General features: G+C 56.4%; 16 protein-coding genes. 11 read left to right on the top strand and 5 right to left on the bottom strand.

The window, feature by feature from the left end:
- Window positions 1-9 precede the first annotated feature (9 nt).
- Window positions 10-1512, top strand: a complete 1503-nt coding sequence (gene araA / locus WH298_RS18530; RefSeq protein ID WP_007893802.1) for an L-arabinose isomerase — start codon at window positions 10-12, stop codon at window positions 1510-1512.
- 368 nt (window positions 1513-1880) lie between these two features.
- On the opposite strand, the gene yjfF is transcribed toward araA, so the two are convergent.
- The 4 genes from yjfF to ytfQ are packed head-to-tail and all read right to left on the bottom strand — an operon-like array spanning window position 1881 to window position 6406.
- Complete coding sequence (gene yjfF / locus WH298_RS18525; RefSeq protein ID WP_007893799.1) at window positions 1881-2867, bottom strand: galactofuranose ABC transporter, permease protein YjfF; 987 nt, start codon at window positions 2865-2867, stop codon at window positions 1881-1883.
- A complete protein-coding gene (gene ytfT, locus WH298_RS18520) occupies window positions 2864-3880 on the bottom strand; it encodes a galactofuranose ABC transporter, ATP-binding protein YtfT (RefSeq protein ID WP_007893797.1) in 1017 nt (338 codons plus the stop codon). Before ytfT ends, yjfF begins: the two co-directional genes overlap by 4 nt.
- Complete coding sequence (locus WH298_RS18515) at window positions 3873-5393, bottom strand: sugar ABC transporter ATP-binding protein (protein ID WP_180823517.1); 1521 nt, start codon at window positions 5391-5393, stop codon at window positions 3873-3875. Before WH298_RS18515 ends, ytfT begins: the two co-directional genes overlap by 8 nt.
- 56 nt (window positions 5394-5449) lie before the next feature.
- Complete coding sequence (gene ytfQ / locus WH298_RS18510; protein ID WP_007893793.1) at window positions 5450-6406, bottom strand: galactofuranose ABC transporter, galactofuranose-binding protein YtfQ; 957 nt, start codon at window positions 6404-6406, stop codon at window positions 5450-5452.
- Window positions 6407-7081: 675 nt separating this feature from the next.
- Between ytfQ and ydgT the strand changes: the two genes are divergently transcribed.
- The 10 genes from ydgT to WH298_RS18460 all read left to right on the top strand — a co-directional run bounded on the left by ydgT (window position 7082) and on the right by WH298_RS18460 (window position 15444).
- Window positions 7082-7297, top strand: a complete 216-nt coding sequence (gene ydgT / locus WH298_RS18505; RefSeq protein WP_036622212.1) for a transcription modulator YdgT — start codon at window positions 7082-7084, stop codon at window positions 7295-7297.
- A 110-nt stretch (window positions 7298-7407) separates the two neighbouring features.
- A complete protein-coding gene (locus WH298_RS18500; protein ID WP_007893779.1) occupies window positions 7408-7848 on the top strand; it encodes a DUF2569 domain-containing protein in 441 nt (146 codons plus the stop codon).
- Window positions 7849-7971: 123 nt separating this feature from the next.
- Window positions 7972-8553: an electron transport complex subunit RsxA gene (gene rsxA / locus WH298_RS18495; RefSeq protein WP_007893776.1), complete on the top strand. Its 582-nt coding sequence runs from the start codon at window positions 7972-7974 to the stop codon at window positions 8551-8553.
- Window positions 8553-9131, top strand: coding sequence for an electron transport complex subunit RsxB (gene rsxB / locus WH298_RS18490; protein WP_007893772.1), 579 nt, complete (start codon window positions 8553-8555; stop codon window positions 9129-9131). The genes rsxA and rsxB overlap by 1 nt, the downstream gene beginning before the upstream one ends.
- Window positions 9124-11460 carry an electron transport complex subunit RsxC gene (gene rsxC / locus WH298_RS18485; RefSeq protein ID WP_180823516.1) on the top strand — a complete coding sequence of 779 codons (2337 nt, stop codon included), beginning with the start codon at window positions 9124-9126 and terminating at the stop codon, window positions 11458-11460. Before rsxB ends, rsxC begins: the two co-directional genes overlap by 8 nt.
- The gene (rsxD, locus tag WH298_RS18480) at window positions 11461-12519 is read left to right on the top strand and encodes an electron transport complex subunit RsxD (RefSeq protein WP_007892807.1); all 1059 of its coding nucleotides are present in this window, start codon (window positions 11461-11463) and stop codon (window positions 12517-12519) included.
- A gap of 2 nt (window positions 12520-12521) precedes the next feature.
- Complete coding sequence (rsxG, locus tag WH298_RS18475) at window positions 12522-13157, top strand: electron transport complex subunit RsxG (RefSeq protein WP_180823515.1); 636 nt, start codon at window positions 12522-12524, stop codon at window positions 13155-13157.
- On the top strand, window positions 13150-13851 hold the full coding sequence (locus tag WH298_RS18470) for an electron transport complex subunit E (protein ID WP_007892805.1): 702 nt from the start codon (window positions 13150-13152) through the stop codon (window positions 13849-13851). The genes rsxG and WH298_RS18470 overlap by 8 nt, the downstream gene beginning before the upstream one ends.
- Window positions 13848-14483, top strand: a complete 636-nt coding sequence (gene nth, locus WH298_RS18465; protein ID WP_180823514.1) for an endonuclease III — start codon at window positions 13848-13850, stop codon at window positions 14481-14483. Before WH298_RS18470 ends, nth begins: the two co-directional genes overlap by 4 nt.
- On the top strand, window positions 14455-15444 hold the full coding sequence (locus WH298_RS18460; RefSeq protein ID WP_422616037.1) for a zinc-dependent alcohol dehydrogenase family protein: 990 nt from the start codon (window positions 14455-14457) through the stop codon (window positions 15442-15444). The genes nth and WH298_RS18460 overlap by 29 nt, the downstream gene beginning before the upstream one ends.
- Window positions 15445-15505: 61 nt before the next feature.
- Here the strand turns inward: WH298_RS18460 and WH298_RS18455 are convergent, their stop codons facing one another.
- Window positions 15506-16195 carry a CTP synthase C-terminal region-related (seleno)protein gene (locus WH298_RS18455; protein WP_180823513.1) on the bottom strand — a complete coding sequence of 230 codons (690 nt, stop codon included), beginning with the start codon at window positions 16193-16195 and terminating at the stop codon, window positions 15506-15508.
- Between the last annotated feature and the right edge of the window lie 339 nt (window positions 16196-16534).

Below are 16534 nucleotides of genomic sequence, written 5' to 3'. Positions count from 1 at the left end.
AGAGATTTTATGGAACAGCACAACGCACAACAGGTGTGGTTTGTTATTGGCACGCAGCACCTTTACGGCGCGGAAACCTTGCGTCAGGTGGAGCAGCACGCTCGCCAGGTGATGGACGGATTGAACCAGGCCGGGACCTTGCCGACGCAACTGGTGCTAAAACCGCTGGTGAAGTCACCGGACGAAGCGCTGGCCTTGTGCCGCGACGCCAACCACGACAATCAGTGCGTCGGCATCATTACCTGGCTACACACCTTTTCTCCAGCCAAAATGTGGATTGGCGGCCTGAGTATCCTGAATAAACCCTTGTTGCAATTCCATACCCAGTTCAACGCGGAGATTCCGTGGGACAGTATGGATATGGACTTTATGAACCTTAACCAAACCGCGCACGGCGGTCGCGAATTCGGTTTTATTGGCGCGCGCATGGGACTGCAACACAGCGTGGTGACCGGCCACTGGCAGGATAAAACCAGCCAGCAGCGCATTGGCCGCTGGATCAATGCGGCATTGGCCAAACAGGCTAGCCAGCAGCTAAAAGTGGCTCGCTTCGGCGACAATATGCGTGAAGTGGCGGTGACCGAAGGCGATAAAGTGGCGGCACAGATTCAGTTCGGCTATTCGGTGAACGGCTGGGGCGTCGGTGATTTGGTCGAGGTGGTTAATAGCGTCAGCGACGGCGACGTCAACGCGCTAATCGACGAATATGAGAGCCAATATCGCTTTACCGCTGCTGCCGCGGTAAACGGGGACAAGCGGCAAAATGTGCTGGATGCGGCGCGTATCGAACTGGGGCTGAAGCGCTTCCTTGAGGCCGAAGGATGCAAAGCTTTCACGACCAACTTCCAGACCTTACACGGCATGACGCAGCTGCCTGGTTTGGCGGTGCAGCGCTTGATGGGCCAGGGTTACGGCTTCGCCGGTGAAGGTGACTGGAAAACTGCCGCGCTGCTGCACATCCTCAAGGTACAAGCGGGCGCACGGGCGGGCGGGACCTCATTTATGGAGGATTACACCTATCACTTCTCACCTGGCAACGATTTGGTGTTGGGCTCGCACATGCTGGAAGTGTGCCCGTCCATCGCCAAAGAGGAGAAGCCGCTGATTGATGTGCAGTTCCTCGGCATTGGTGATAAAGCCGATCCGGCGCGCATGATCTTCTCCACGCCTGCTGGACGCGCGGTGAATGCCAGCGTGATTGACCTTGGCGATCGTTTCCGTCTGCTGGTGAATGTGGTGGATGCCATTGAGCAGCCAAAACCGTTGCCAAAACTACCGGTGGCGCGTGCGCTGTGGCGTGCGCAGCCGTCGCTGGCCACCGCCTCTGAAGCCTGGATTTTGGCCGGCGGTGCGCACCATACGGTGTTCAGCCAGGCGCTGGATTTAGATGATATGTATCTTTACGGCGAGCTAAATGGCATTGAAGTGCTGGTGATTGATGAGGAGACGCGCTTACCAGCATTTAAAGATGCGCTGCGCTGGAATGAAGCCTATTACCGCCTGGCACGTTGATTTAGTCCTCTGCGATACTCCCCTCATCCTAACCTTCTCCCGCAAGCGGGAGAAGGAACCGTTCAGTTAATGCTGTGATTTCCCACCCAACAACAATCGGCCCCCTCTCCCGTGTGCGGGAGAGGTCTGGGGTGAGGGAAAGGTGGGTGCTAAAACAGCGATGACATTATCCACGAGGTCAGGAAAGACCAGCCCGAAGAGCAAAGCGTCCGAGCCAGGAGGGCGAGGCCGATCTGCATGGATGCAGGGTTTCTTTGCGATCGGGCTGGCCTTTCCTGGCCGGAGCACCCAATCCCACAGCCACAAGGCAAACCAGGTGGCCATAAATGGCCACCCTACGATGTTTCAGAAACAATGGTGTTTAGTACCTAAGAGGTTAAACGCTTAACCGGCGCGTTCTGCTGGCGATCCCACATCACGGTCAGCAAGCGTTGCAGCGCGATAAAGGCAAACAGCAGAATCCCGATGGCGATCTTGGTCCACCACGAACTCAGGGTGCCATCAAAGTTAATCCAGGTTTGAATCAATCCCTGAATTAACACGCCGAACAGCGTGCCCAGGACCGTGCCCACGCCGCCAGACAGCAAGGTGCCGCCGATCACAACTGAGGCAATGGCATCCAGCTCTACGCCCAATCCCGCTAACGCATAGCCCGCCGAGGTGTATATCGAAAACACAATGCCTGCCAGCGTCGCCAGCGTGGTCGATAACATGTAAATCTTGATGGTGGTCGCGCGGGTTGAAATACCCATCAGCTGCGCCGAGGCCAGGCTGCCGCCAATTGCGTACACCTGATTACCAAAGCGCGTGCGATGCGCCAGAATAATGCCGCCGATCACCACCACCAGCATAATGACCGCCAGTAAACTGAGGCGACCACCGCCCGGTATCTTCCACGCCAGGCTCGACAGCGTGCTATAGAGCGGATGGTCAATGGGAATCGAATTCTCTGACACCAGATAGCTACAGCCGCGCAGGAAAAACATCCCCGCCAGCGTAATGATAAAGGCTGGGATTTTCAGCGCATCGATCAGCCAGCCCATCATCGCGCCAAACAGCGCGCCCATCGCTAATACCAGTGCAAATGCCAGCAGCGGATCGAGATGATAATCACCAATCACCCGCGCCAGAAACACCCCGCTAAAGGCAATCACCGCACCCACCGACAAATCGATGCCGCCGGACAAAATCACGAAGGTCATCCCCACGGCGATAATCCCAAGGAAGGCATTATCGGTCAGAATATTGCAGATCACGCGCGTTGAAGCGAAGCCGGGAAACTGGCTCAGGCAAAATAGATAACCCGCCACAAATACCAACAGCGTAATCATCAAGGGCAGATGACGTTTAATCATTTCGGGCGTCTCCGTTTCAACATGGCAATAAAGCGAGGCGACTGCAGCAGCAGTACGCACATCACCACCACCGCTTTCACCACCTGATTGAGTTCAGGCTGGAAGCCGGACAGCAAAATACCGGTATTCATCGACTGAATAATCAGCGCGCCAATCAGTGACAGCACCAGATTGAAACGTCCGCCCATCAGCGAGGCGCCGCCAATCACCACTGCCAGAATCGCATCCAGCTCTAACCACAAACCGGCGTTATTGGCATCGGCGCCGCGAATGTCCGCCGCGACGATCATGCCCGCCACCGCCGCACACATGCCGCTGATCACATAGGTCGACATCACCACCAGCCAACCGTTAACGCCTGCATTACGCGCCGCGCGCAGATTAATGCCCACCGCTTCGATAAACAGCCCGAGGGCGGTTTTGCGCGTCAATAGCCACACCACTAACGCCACCAGCAGCGTAATCCACACCGGCACTGGCAGCAGCCACAGTGAACCACTGCCGAACCACGCCAGGCTGTCGCTATTGAAGGTGACAATCTGTCCCTGAGTAATGAGCTGCGCCACACCGCGCCCGGCGACCATCAGGATCAAGGTGGCGACAAATGGCTGAATTTTTAACAGCGCCACCAGCACGCCATTCCACAAACCGCAGGCCAGGCCAGTGCCGAGCGTCACCAGAATAATGAACGGCAAGCTATGTCCGGCCACGGTTAAGGTGGCGGCCGTGGCGCCGGCAATCGCCATTACCGCGCCCACTGACAGGTCGATGCCGCCGGTGGCAATCACCAGCGTCATGCCGATGGCCAGGAGAGCGACCGGCGCAGCACGATTAAGGATATCAATCGGACTGCCGAACAGGCGCCCATCCTGAATGTGAATGGCGAAAAAGTTATTCGCCACCAGGCTATCTACCAGCAGCACCAGAATCAGCGCCACAATTTGCGGCATACCGGGCGGCAGCTTCGGCTTACGCCGTTCGGGTTTATCATGTGTCATAGGCGATTCAAGCATGTTGTGCTCCTCCATCGGCGATGGCGTTGACGATTGAAGCCACCGACAGCTGCTCCAGCGGGATTTCCGCCACCTGCTTCAAATCGCGCATGATCAACACGCGATCGGCGTAGCCCACCAGCTCTTCGAGTTCAGAGGAGATAACCAGCAGCGCCAGTCCGTCGGCGCATAAGGTCTCAATTAAGCGAATGATCTCAGCGTGCGCGCCCACATCAATGCCGCGCGTCGGCTCGTCGAGGATCAGGAATTGGGGTTTTGTCACCAGCCAGCGCGATAGCAGCACCTTCTGCTGATTACCGCCGGACAACAGCTCGACCGGTTGATCGGCATGCGGTGTGCGAATACCGAGACTTTTGATAAAGCGTTCAGCAATCTCCTGCTGCTCACGGCGCTTAATCGGTCGCAGCCAGCCGCGCTGCGCCTGCAACGCCAGAATGATGTTTTCGCGTACCGAAGCAGCGCCGATAATGCCGTCAGTTTTACGATCTTCCGGACAGAAGCCCATGCCGAGGCGCGATGCTTTCGCCGGTGTGCGAATGTTTTGCACCTTGCCTTTAATGGTCGCGGTGCCGCGATCGGCACGGCGAATGCCAAACAGCACTTCAGCGGTTTCCGTCCGGCCAGATCCCAGCAAGCCCGCCAGACCCACCACTTCGCCCGGTCGCACCTGCAGGTTGAACGGCTCAATGGTGCCCTTTTTACCGTAATCCTCAAACGACACCACCGGCTGATTGCTGCGTAGCGTGCTGCCCTGCCGCTGTAAGGCGGTTTCCAGCAGCTCACGCCCCAGCATCAGTTTGATCAGTTCAATCTGCGGCAGCGTGGCGGTATCGCGTGTGGCAATAAATTGGCCGTTGCGCAACACGGTTATACGATCGGTAATGCGATAAACCTGGTCGAGAAAATGGGTGACAAAAATCAGGCTCATCCCTTTGGCTTTTAACTGCGCCATCAGGGTAAACAGCATCTCGACTTCGTTGGCATCGAGGCTGGCAGTCGGTTCATCCAGAATCAGCACCTGCGCCGAAAGATCCACCGCGCGGCAAATCGCAATAATCTGCTGCATGGCCACCGAGAAGTGACCAAGCGGGCGCGTCACATCCAGCACAAAGCCGTAATTACGCATCAAGAGGTCGGCATCACGCACCATGCGTTTACGATCAATCATGCCGAAGCGCCGCGGTTCGCGACCAATGTACAAATTATCCGCCACCGACATGTTCGGCAGCAGATTCACTTCCTGATAAACCGTGCCAATGCCCATCTCCTGCGCATCAGCGGTATTGTGTGGCGTAATCGCCTTGCCATTCAGCGTAACTGTGCCGGCATCCCGGGTGTAAACGCCGGTCAGCACTTTGATCAGCGTGGATTTACCCGCGCCATTTTCGCCCAGCAGCGCCATAATCTCGCCCTTGCGGATGCTGAACGAGACATTATCCAGCGCCTTTACGCCAGGAAAACCTTTGCTGACGCCGCTAATAGTCAGCAGTGCGGCTTCATCGGAGGTGCTCATCAGGTTCTACCTCGCCTTACGTCATCAAAAACCGCCCCGAAGGGCGGTCGCGGGGATCAGTAACCCATGCCTTTTTTGGTATCGAGCTGCGCCTGCGCGGAATCTGGCAGATACAGTTTCGATTCTGTTTTGATGATTTTTGGCGGCAGCGTGCCGTCTTTTTTGAATTTCTCCAACGCGTCGAAGGCTGGACCGGCCATGTTTGGCGTTAGCTCCACGTTGGCATTGGCTTCACCGGCCAGCATCGCTTTGTAGATATCCGGTACACCGTCAATCGAACCGGTGAGGATATCTTTGCCTGGCTTGAGGCCAGCTTCCTTAATCGCCTGGATGGCGCCGATCGCCATATCATCGTTGTGCGCGTAAACCATGCAGATGTTCTTGCCGTTGTTTTCCGCCTTGATGAAGCTCTCCATCACCTCTTTACCTTTACTGCGGGTAAAGTCACCGGACTGCGAGCGAATCACTTTGATGTTGTCGTGGCCGGCGATGGCCTCGGCGAAGCCTTTCTTACGATCAATCGCCACGCTGGCGCCAACCGTGCCTTGCAGCTCTACCACGTTACATTTTTTGTCCGCGACGGTTTTCACCAGCCAGTCACCAATCAACTTGCCTTCCAGCACGTTGTCAGCGGTGACCACCGCCATATACAGGGATTTATCTTTTACCACGATGGCACGGTCTAACAGGAACACCGGGATTTTGGCGTCTTTGGCTTCTTCCAGCACCGGTTCCCAACCCGTTTGCACCACTGGCGCAATGAAGATTGCGTCAACGCCCTGCGCAATGAAGGAGCGTACCGCTTTGATTTGGTTCTCCTGTTTCTGCTGACCATCGGCGATTTTCAAGGTAATACCGCGCTTCTGCGCTTCACTTTTCGCCACGTTGGTTTCCGCTGAACGCCAGCCAGATTCCGAGCCAACCTGTGAGAAGCCCACGGTCATATCCGCAGCCAGCACCGATGTACTGAGTGCCGAGCTCACCATGGCAGTCAAGAGTAAACGTTTCCACATGATTTCATTCCTCTGAAGGGAGTGTGTTGTAGGGGTACAAAACGCGAATTAAGCCTGGCTGAAAAGCGCGTAAACAAGCGCGACATACTTCACAAATCAGAGTGAATTAAAGGAGTTACGGCAACGAGCAATGCATAGGTGGCAGCAGACTTATGGACAAAATGCCTGCAGATCAAAGCGAAGGTGGTTAAATAAATGTAATAAACAGAATCGCTTATGCATCACACCATTGGAAACGATTACAGCAGATGCGTAAAGAATGGTTACTGCCTGAGCACAACAACAATTATTAGTTTTGTGATTATTCGCACACATTGTGATTTGGTGTTTCATGGCGTGTACATAAATTTGCTGACCAGTCAGGAATAAATAATGGATTCAGCCGCATTACGGTCGTGAAATACTATTATAGAGACGGATAAACAGCGGCCATATTAATAACGCATAAACGCTGTGAGATTTTCTAACAACCCCACCGCTGACGGGCCTAAAAGTGGCTTAAATTGCCCTTTAAATGCGCGTTTAAATGACTAAAAAGCCAAAAAAGTGTCGTTTCATGAGCGAATTAGCGCATGTTGTCTGAATTTTGTATTTTTTTAAGTCCAGCGTATGGACTCTGGCTGCGTGCTCCCTATACTTGGGCACTTCCGAGTACTTTATTTTTAAATGGCAATCATGACTGCGTTAGATTACCTGATGAAATTTCGTAAAGTGAATAATCTCGATAGTCTGGAAAAACTCTACGACCATCTTAATTATTCCCTGACTGATGATAACGAGATCATCAATATGTATCGCGCTGCCGACCATCGACGTGCTGAATTGGTCTCCGGCGGACGTCTGTACGATCTTGGCCGGGTGCCAAAAACCGTCTGGCGTTACGTGATCTAATTGATTTATCCCCGCTTTATCTGCGCTTTTGCGTTGTCCAGGTCGGGCGTGCCCCGTTTGGACATGATACGCTCTGCATCGCCCTCTTTTCTGTAAACAGGATCTTCTCGATGACCGAACAGGTTTTCCCGCCACGTATCGCTGGCTGGCTGTTGCTGCCGCTGGCGTGGCTGATTATGACGATGTTAACCAGTGCCCTTGTGGTAGCAATGTATCTGAGCCCGTTGTTCAACCCCGAATTGCGCCCCACGCTGTTTTCACACGGCACGCTGCTGACGCAATGGTCAGTGTCGCTGCTCACCGCCGCCGTCGTTTGGGCCTACAGTATTTGGGTTTGCTGGATTTTCTGTAAACGCTCCCGCCGTTTACCGCGCCACTACATCCTGTGGCTGTTGATGACGGTTTTGCTGGCGCTAAAAACCTTCGCTTTTACCCCGGTTGCGGATGGTAAAGCGATTCAGACGTTACTGCTGTCACTGCTGGCCGCTGCGGTGTTTGTCCCCTATTTCAAACGCTCACAGCGGGTTAAACAGACGTTTATCCAGTCGTAATGGCGGGAGTTTCGTCAGCAATTTAATTCTGAGTGCTCTCAACCCCCACACAAACCGCGTGAAGGTTGAGATGCAGCTCTCAATTCCGGATAATAGACGCCTTTCGGCTTCCCAGGTTAAAAAATGACCGATTACTTACTTCTCTTTATTGGCACCGTGCTGGTGAACAACTTCGTGTTGGTCAAATTCCTCGGCCTCTGCCCCTTTATGGGCGTGTCAAAAAAATTGGAAACGGCCATTGGCATGGGACTTGCCACCACTTTCGTGATTACGCTGGCGGCGATCTGCGCCTGGCTGGTCAATCACCTGATTCTGGTGCCGCTCGATCTGGTTTATCTGCGCACCATGGCCTACATCCTGGTGATCGCGGTCGTGGTGCAGTTCACCGAAATGGTGGTGCGCAAAACCAGTCCGTCACTCTATCGCCTGCTCGGCATCTTCCTGCCGCTGATTACCACCAACTGTGCGGTGCTGGGCGTGCCGTTGCTGAGCGTCAACCTGAATCACACGTTCCTGCAAGCCGCGCTGTATGGCTTCAGTGCTTCACTCGGCTTCTCGCTGGTGATGGTGCTGTTCGCGGGCATGCGCGAACGTCTGGTGCTGGCTAATGTGCCCGCGCCCTTTAAAGGCAACTCGATCGCACTGATTACCGCAGGTCTGATGGCGCTGGCATTCATGGGCTTCACCGGGCTGGTGAAATTCTAATGACTGCGATTTGGATTGCTATTGCGGTACTCGCTGCGCTGAGCCTGGTATTTGGCGCCCTGCTCGGTTACGCCTCGCGTCGCTTCGAGGTGGAAGAAGACCCGATTGTTGAGCAAATCGATGCCATTTTGCCGCAGAGCCAATGTGGACAATGCGGCTATCCCGGCTGCCGTCCTTACGCGGATGCGGTGGGTAACAACGGTGAAGCAATCAATAAATGCGCGCCGGGCGGCGAGCAAACCATGCTGAAGCTGGCATCGCTGCTCAACGTTGAACCGCAACCGCTGGACGGCGGCGCAGACGTATTGGAACCGATTCGTACTGTTGCCTGGATCGATGAAGCCAACTGCATCGGCTGCACCAAATGTATTCAGGCCTGCCCGGTTGATGCGATTGTGGGTGCCACGCGCGCCATGCATACCGTGCTGAGCGACGTTTGCACCGGCTGCGATCTCTGTGTTGCGCCTTGCCCAACCGACTGTATTGAGATGCGCCCAGTGGCCACCACCACGGCGAACTGGAAGTGGAATCTCGACACCATTCCTGTACGGGTGATCCCGGTAGAAACCCATGCTTAATTTGTTAAACCTGTTCCGCAAAGAGAAGCTGTGGGATTTTCAGGGCGGCATTCATCCGCCGGAAATGAAAACCCAGTCAAACGGTACGCCGCTCAGTCAGCTACCGCTGCCCGATCGCTTCATCATTCCGTTAAAACAGCACATCGGTCATGAAGGCGAGATTTGTGTTGCACCGGGTGACAAAGTGCTGCGCGGTCAGCCGCTGACGTTTGGCGGCGGACGCATGCTGCCGGTGCACGCGCCCACCTCCGGTACCATTGAAGAGATTGCGCCGCACATGACGGCGCACCCTTCTGGTTTATCTGAGCTGTGCATTTTTCTGCGTGCCGACGGTGAAGATCGCTGGACCACGCTTGATCCACAGCCCGATTACCGCGCGCTCTCCCGTGAAGATGCCGTTAAACGCATCCACAATGCCGGCATCGCCGGTTTAGGCGGCGCAGGATTTCCGACCGCCACCAAATTGCGCGGCGGCCTGCGCGGCGTTAAAACGCTGATCATTAATGCTGCCGAGTGCGAGCCTTATATCACCGCCGATGACCGCTTAATGCAGGATTGCGCCGCCGAAGTGCTGGAAGGCTGCCGCATTCTGGCGTGGGTGCTACAGGCCGAACGCGTGTTGATTGGCATTGAAGATAACAAGCCTGAAGCGATTGCCGCACTTAAGCAGGCGCTGGGCGGCGATCGTGAGTTGCAGATTCGCGTTATCCCCACCAAGTATCCTTCTGGCGGGGCCAAACAGCTCACTCAGATTCTCACCGGCCTTGAAGTGCCACACGGTGGACGATCCACCGATATTGGCGTGCTGATGCAAAACGTCGGCACCGCGTGGGCGGTGAAACGCGCCATCGTTGACGGTGAACCGATTACCGAACGCGTAGTGACGCTGACCGGTGAAGCGCTGGCCCGCCCGCGCAACGTCTGGGGACGTCTCGGCACGCCGGTGAGCCATCTGCTACAACATGCCGGTTTCACTCCGGGTTCACGCCAAATGGTGATCATGGGCGGTCCGCTGATGGGCTTTACCCTGCCATCACTGAATGTGCCGCTGGTGAAAATTTCCAACTGCATTCTGGCGCCTTCCGCCAGCGAGATGGGCAACGATCAGGACGAACAATCCTGCATTCGCTGCAGCGCCTGTGCGGATGCCTGCCCGGCGAAACTGCTGCCGCAGCAGCTATTCTGGTACAGCCAAGGCGGCGATCACGATAAAGCACGCGCGCATAATATCGATGATTGCATTGAGTGCGGCGCCTGCGCCTATGTCTGCCCCAGCAATATTCCGCTGGTGCAATATTATCGCCAGGAGAAGGCCGAACTGCGCGCCATCGACCTTGAAGCGCAACGTACCGCCGAAGCTAAAGCCCGCTTTGAAGCCCGTCTGGCACGTTTAGAGCGTGAAAAACAGGCGCGTGAAGCGCGTCATGAACAGGCCAAACAGCGCGTGGCACGTAGCGATCAGGGTGAACGTGATGCCGCCGTGGCGCGTGTGAAAGCGCGTCAGGAAAAAACACCCGAGCAAGCAACGGCAGAGCGCGCAGCGCGTCACGCACAAGCTCTGGCGCAGCAGGCCGAGAAACAAGCTGAAACCCAGGCGCTGAGCCGCCAGTCAGGCGATCCGCGTAAAGCGGCGGTGGAAGCGGCGATTGCCCGCGCCAAGGCGAAGAAAGCTGCCGCACCAGCGGCTGAAACCACACCGGCTGCACCGGAAAGCGCTGCACCTGCCACTGAGGTCGATCCGCGCAAAGCCGCCGTTGAAGCAGCGATTGCGCGTGCGAAAGCCAAAAAAGCCGCCGCTGCCGCGCCAGCTGCTGACACTGCGCCGGCTGAGCCCGAAGCCGCTGCGCCTGCCGCTGAGGTCGATCCGCGCAAAGCCGCCGTGGAAGCAGCAATTGCGCGTGCGAAAGCGAAAAAAGCCGCCGCTGCCGCGCCAGCTGCTGACACTGCGACTGCTGAGCCAGAAGCCGCTGCGCCTGCCGCTGAGGTCGATCCGCGCAAAGCCGCAGTCGAAGCGGCGATTGCGCGCGCGAAAGCGAAAAAAGCCGCCGCTGCCGCGCCAGCTGCTGACACTGCGCCGGCTGAGCCCGAAGCCGCTGCGCCTGCCGCTGAGGTCGATCCGCGTAAAGCCGCCGTTGAAGCAGCGATTGCGCGTGCGAAAGCCAAAAAAGCCGCCGCTGCCGCCGCGCAGCAGACTGAAACATCTTCTCCTGAAGTGGAGGCTGCTGCCTCTCCTGACTCCGCCGACCCACGCAAAGCGGCAATTGCCGCTGCGGTCGCCCGTGCCAAAGCGCGTAAAGCGCAGCAGCAGCCTTCGACGACTGAGGAATAAATGGCTTTTCGTATTGCAAGTTCTCCCTATACCCACAACCGCCGCAGCACCGGCAATATCATGCTGTTGGTGGTGCTGGCGGCGTTGCCGGGCATGGCCGCACAGTGGTATTTCTTTGGCGTCGGCTTTCTGATTCAGGTGTTGCTGGCAACGGCGACCGCATGGGCAACCGAAGGCGCAATACTGCGCCTGCGCAAAACGCCGGTGGTGCCAACGCTGTCTGATAATTCCGCCCTGCTCACCGCGCTGCTGCTCGGCATTAGTCTGCCGCCGCTTGCGCCCTGGTGGTTGGTGGTGTTGGGGACGATTTTCGCCATCGTGATTGCCAAGCAGCTGTACGGCGGTTTGGGGCAAAATCCGTTCAACCCGGCGATGGTGGGCTATGTGGTGCTGCTGATCTCCTTCCCGGTACAAATGACCAGTTGGCTGCCGCCTGATAGCTTGCAGGCGATTAAACCCGGCTTGATGGATTCGCTCAGCATGATCTTCACCCACCACACGCTGGCGGGTGAAACCATGCAGCAGCTGCAGCTTGGCGTAGATGGCGTCAGCCAGGCGACGCCGCTGGATACGTTTAAAACCGGGCTGCGCGCCGGACACAGCGCCGAGCAGCTGTTAGCCGAACCGATTTACACCGGCGTGTTAGCCGGCCTTGGCTGGCAATGGGTTAACCTCGGTTATCTGCTGGGCGGCGTAGTGCTGCTGGCGAAAAATGCCATTCGCTGGCACATCCCGGTCAGTTTCCTCGTCTCGCTGGCATTCTGCGCCACGCTAGGCTGGCTGTTCTCGCCGGAGTCGCTGAATTCACCACTGATTCACCTGTTTTCCGGCGCCACCATGCTCGGTGCGTTCTTTATTGCCACCGATCCGGTAACCGCCTCGACCACCAATCGTGGACGTCTGATTTACGGCGCGCTGATTGGTTTACTGGTGTGGCTGATTCGCAGTTTTGGCGGCTATCCGGATGGCGTCGCCTTCGCGGTGCTGCTGGCCAATATTTGCGTGCCGCTGATTGATTACTACACTCAGCCGCGCGTTTACGGCCATCGCAAGGATTGAAGATGATCGACGCTATTCGTAAAAATGCGGTAACGCTGGCAGCCTTCGCGGTGATCACCACCGGGGTAACGGCGGTGGTCAACTATGTCACCAAGCCCACGGTGGAGCATCAAACTGCGCTGCAACAGAAAAATCTGTTAGATCAGGTGGTGCCAACCGATCTGTACGACAATCACATTCAGCAGGAGTGTTTTCTGGTAACGGATGCCGCTGCGCTGGGGAATGACCGGCCACATCATCTCTATTTAGCACGCAAAGGCGATCAGCCCGTCGCTGCAGCGCTTGAGACCACCGCGCCAGACGGCTATTCTGGTGCGATTCAAATGTTAGTCGGGGCCGATTTTCACGGTAAAGTGCTGGGCGTACGTGTGGTTGAGCATCATGAAACGCCGGGCCTAGGCGATAAAATCGAACTGCGTATTTCAGACTGGATCAACAGCTTTAATGGCAAAGTGATCCATGGCGCTGATGACAAAAATTTTGCGGTGAAAAAAGACGGCGGTGAATTCGACCAATTTACCGGCGCAACCATTACACCGCGCGCCGTGGTAAATGCCACTAAGCGTACCGCGCTGCTAATTGAAACACTGCCCGCGAAGCTCGCTTCGCTGCCTGAATGTGGAGATGCAAATGAGTGAAGCGAAGAATTTACTGGTCGGCGGCCTGTGGAAAAATAACTCCGCGCTGGTCCAGCTGCTTGGCCTGTGTCCGCTGCTGGCAGTCACCTCTACCGCCACTAACGCCCTCGGTTTAGGCCTGGCGACCACGCTGGTGCTCACCATCACCAACAGCTCGATTTCCGCCTCGCGCCGTTGGGTGCCCGCGGAAATCCGTATCCCGATTTACGTGATGATCATCGCCTCAGTGGTGAGCTGTGTGCAAATGCTGATCAACGCCTATGCCTATGGGTTGTACCAGTCACTCGGCATCTTTATTCCGCTGATCGTCACCAACTGCATCGTGGTGGGTCGCGCTGAGGCAGTCGCCTCAAAGAGCAGCATTCCGCTCTCCGCGCTGGATGGTTTTGCCATCGGCATGGGCGCGACCTGCGCGATGGTAACGCTGGGTTCGATTCGCGAACTGATTGGCAGCGGCACGCTGTTCAACGGCGCAGATCAGCTGCTTGGCCCTTGGGCCAAAGCGCTGCGCATTGAAGTGGTGCACTTTGATTCGCCAATGCTGCTGGCGATGTTGCCACCGGGCGCCTTTATTGGTCTCGGCATGCTGCTGGCGGCCAAATACCTGATTGACCAGAAGATGAAACAGCGCGCCGCTACTCGCGCCGCCGCTCCTGAAGCCGAGCCGCAAGGCGCAACCGGGAAAGCGGTGTGAATAAAGAGAAACGCGCGCAGATCCTCACGCGCCTGCGTGATGAAAATCCGCATCCCACTACGGAATTACACTTCAGCTCGCCGTTTGAGTTGCTGATTGCGGTGTTGCTATCGGCTCAGGCGACAGACGTTAGCGTTAATAAAGCCACCGCGAAGCTCTATCCGGTGGCAAACACGCCGGCAATGATACTGGCGCTGGGCGTTGATGGCGTAAAGGAGTACATCAAAACCATCGGCCTGTTTAATAGCAAAGCCGAAAACGTCATCAAGACCTGCCGCATCCTGTTGGAACAGCACGGAGGCGAAGTGCCGGAAGATCGTGCGGCACTGGAAGCGCTGCCTGGCGTGGGCCGCAAAACCGCTAACGTGGTGCTGAACACCGCTTTCGGCTGGCCGACTATCGCCGTCGACACCCATATTTTCCGCGTCAGTAATCGCACCCGTTTTGCGCCAGGTAAAAATGTGGAAGAAGTGGAAGATAAGCTGCTGAAAGTGGTGCCCTCGGCGTTCAAGGTCGATTGCCATCACTGGCTGATTCTGCATGGCCGTTACACCTGCGTGGCGCGCAAGCCGCGCTGCGGTTCCTGCCTGATTGAAGATTTGTGTGAGTTCGACGCCAAAACCGAACTCTGACTCACTGCCGATAACCACGGGCAATCTTGCGCTGGTTTATCGGCAGTTTGGCGATCCCGCTCGCGTCCTCACTCTTGAATCCGCCCCTTTACTGCCTCGCGCTGCGGGTCTGCTGCGCGTCGCGATGCAATTTGCTCCCATCAATGCGTCCGACCTGATTCCGGTTACCGGTGCTTATCGCCATCGCGTTATACCGCCGCAGGTCGCCGGGTATGAAGGCGTGGGCACAGTCATTGAGGCGCCCGCCGCTTTCACCTCTTTACTCGGCCAGCGCGTGCTGCCGCTGCGTAGCACCGGCACCTGGCAACGTTATATTGATTGTGACCCACACATGGCCGTGCCGGTACCTTGTGACATCGACAGTGCGCTGGCTGCGCGTGCCTATATTAATCCGCTGGCGGCGCTGTTGATGCTGCAGCAATGGCCGCCTACAGCTAAACGCGTGCTGATCACCGCGGGCGGTTCCGCCTGTGCTTTATTACTTGCGCAGTGGGCCCGCCAATGGGGCGCGGCCGCTATCACCGTGGTGCACCGTGCGCCGCAACATGCTTCGCTTTTGCAGGCGTTAGGTATCACATCACTGCGCGAAACCCAGCGTGAAGCGATCGCCGCCGTCGCACAGCAGTGCGATGTGGTGTTTGATGCAGTAGGTGGCGAGATCGGTCAGTTGATTTGGCACGCCCTGCCCGCCGAGGCACAATTTGTTGCCTACGGCGTGCTGAGCGGCAAGCCGGTGCGGGTGAATGCGCCCTGCCCGGCGCTGCACTGGTTCCACGTGCGGCATACGCTTGAAGGATTAGCGCAGCAGGATTGGCAACAGCTGTTTTGCACGCTTTGGCCACTGTTACGCACCAGTCATTGCGGTGAGGTAGCGATTTTCCCGCTGGTGCAGTGGCGCGAGGCAATCCACAGCTATCACCAATCGGGGCGGGATCGTAAGCCGTTGTTGCAGCTCTTGTAATAACGGTCGCCATGAATGGCGACCCTACGGGTGTTTTCCGCGATTGTTGTCAGGTGCAGGTTTAGCCTGCGGCCGCCTGCAGCCAGGCAACCACCAGCGGCGATAACCGATTTTGCAGCGCCGCGCGCTCAGACTGGAACAGCGTCGCGACAAAGAACGGATGATCGATCAGTTCAATGCCGCGCACGTCGCCCGCCAAATCCCATGAAGTGATGCGCAGATTTTGCGTTGCCAGCGCCTCACTGAATTCGGCATTGACGCCAAAATTACAGTGGTAACCTTCATCACTCTGCAAGGCACCGTAAGCCTGGGCGATACGCGATCCCGGCGCAAAGGTGACGGTTCCGCGCTGTTCCACCAGCGAACAGGCCAGCGGCGCAATCACCCAACGACCGCCAGGATCGGTTTCGGCATGGGTGGCATCTTCCCAGCCCAAGACATTGCGCGCGTATTCAACGATGGCGTACTGAAATCCCCCGCACGAGCCCAAAAACGGCTTAGCGCTTTCACGTGCCCAGCGCAACGCAGCAAACACGCCTTCATCATTCAAATAAGGGCTGCCCGGCACCAGCCAGCTCGCCTGGTAATCGGCGAGATTGTGCTGATCGAGCTCAGGCGTGGCAATCCAGTCGGCGCTGACATCAAGGGAGAGGGTTTTTGCAGCGAGTTCTACGGCAGGAGGAATCGCCTGATGCGCTACGGCACTGGCACGATAATCGCCAATCAGGGCGACACGAATCGACTTCGTCATGACTACGTCCTTTCAGGGAAAAAGCGAGGTTACAGCAAAGCGGCCGGGCTGTCTAAGGGCCAAAAATGGCGATTTATGCTGACGGCGTTGCTGACGATTGCACTTATTACTGCTTTTTTATCTGGCAAAACGCAGCATCAATCGCGCGATTATTCGTCACTTGTCAGCCAGGCAAACGTTTACTTCTTTTACCCTTTTAATTAATTCGCGGTTTTGTGCGCAGGATCAACAAATTAGCGTTCTGGAATCTTTTGACTGCTTATTACGCTCACCAATCAAGCTATTATGCTTACATTGTGAACAGAGATAATAATATTATCTGTATAAATCATAACCTCC

The organism is Pantoea nemavictus, assembly GCF_037479095.1.
Taxonomy (GTDB): domain Bacteria; phylum Pseudomonadota; class Gammaproteobacteria; order Enterobacterales; family Enterobacteriaceae; genus Pantoea; species Pantoea nemavictus.
Note: the sequence above shows the minus strand (reverse complement) of the source record. Positions and strands in the feature narration are given on the sequence as shown.

Bases quoted from the DNA above. Each gene is read 5' to 3' on its own strand.
- araA (WP_007893802.1), top strand. From the start codon at position 10: ATGGAACAGCACAACGCACAACAGGTGTGGTTTGTTATTGGCACGCAG.
- yjfF (WP_007893799.1), bottom strand. From the start codon at position 2,867: ATGATTAAACGTCATCTGCCCTTGATGATTACGCTGTTGGTATTTGTG.
- ytfT (WP_007893797.1), bottom strand. From the start codon at position 3,880: ATGCTTGAATCGCCTATGACACATGATAAACCCGAACGGCGTAAGCCG.
- WH298_RS18515 (WP_180823517.1), bottom strand. From the start codon at position 5,393: ATGAGCACCTCCGATGAAGCCGCACTGCTGACTATTAGCGGCGTCAGC.
- ytfQ (WP_007893793.1), bottom strand. From the start codon at position 6,406: ATGTGGAAACGTTTACTCTTGACTGCCATGGTGAGCTCGGCACTCAGT.
- ydgT (WP_036622212.1), top strand. From the start codon at position 7,082: ATGACTGCGTTAGATTACCTGATGAAATTTCGTAAAGTGAATAATCTC.
- WH298_RS18500 (WP_007893779.1), top strand. From the start codon at position 7,408: ATGACCGAACAGGTTTTCCCGCCACGTATCGCTGGCTGGCTGTTGCTG.
- rsxA (WP_007893776.1), top strand. From the start codon at position 7,972: ATGACCGATTACTTACTTCTCTTTATTGGCACCGTGCTGGTGAACAAC.
- rsxB (WP_007893772.1), top strand. From the start codon at position 8,553: ATGACTGCGATTTGGATTGCTATTGCGGTACTCGCTGCGCTGAGCCTG.
- rsxC (WP_180823516.1), top strand. From the start codon at position 9,124: ATGCTTAATTTGTTAAACCTGTTCCGCAAAGAGAAGCTGTGGGATTTT.
- rsxD (WP_007892807.1), top strand. From the start codon at position 11,461: ATGGCTTTTCGTATTGCAAGTTCTCCCTATACCCACAACCGCCGCAGC.
- rsxG (WP_180823515.1), top strand. From the start codon at position 12,522: ATGATCGACGCTATTCGTAAAAATGCGGTAACGCTGGCAGCCTTCGCG.
- WH298_RS18470 (WP_007892805.1), top strand. From the start codon at position 13,150: ATGAGTGAAGCGAAGAATTTACTGGTCGGCGGCCTGTGGAAAAATAAC.
- WH298_RS18455 (WP_180823513.1), bottom strand. From the start codon at position 16,195: ATGACGAAGTCGATTCGTGTCGCCCTGATTGGCGATTATCGTGCCAGT.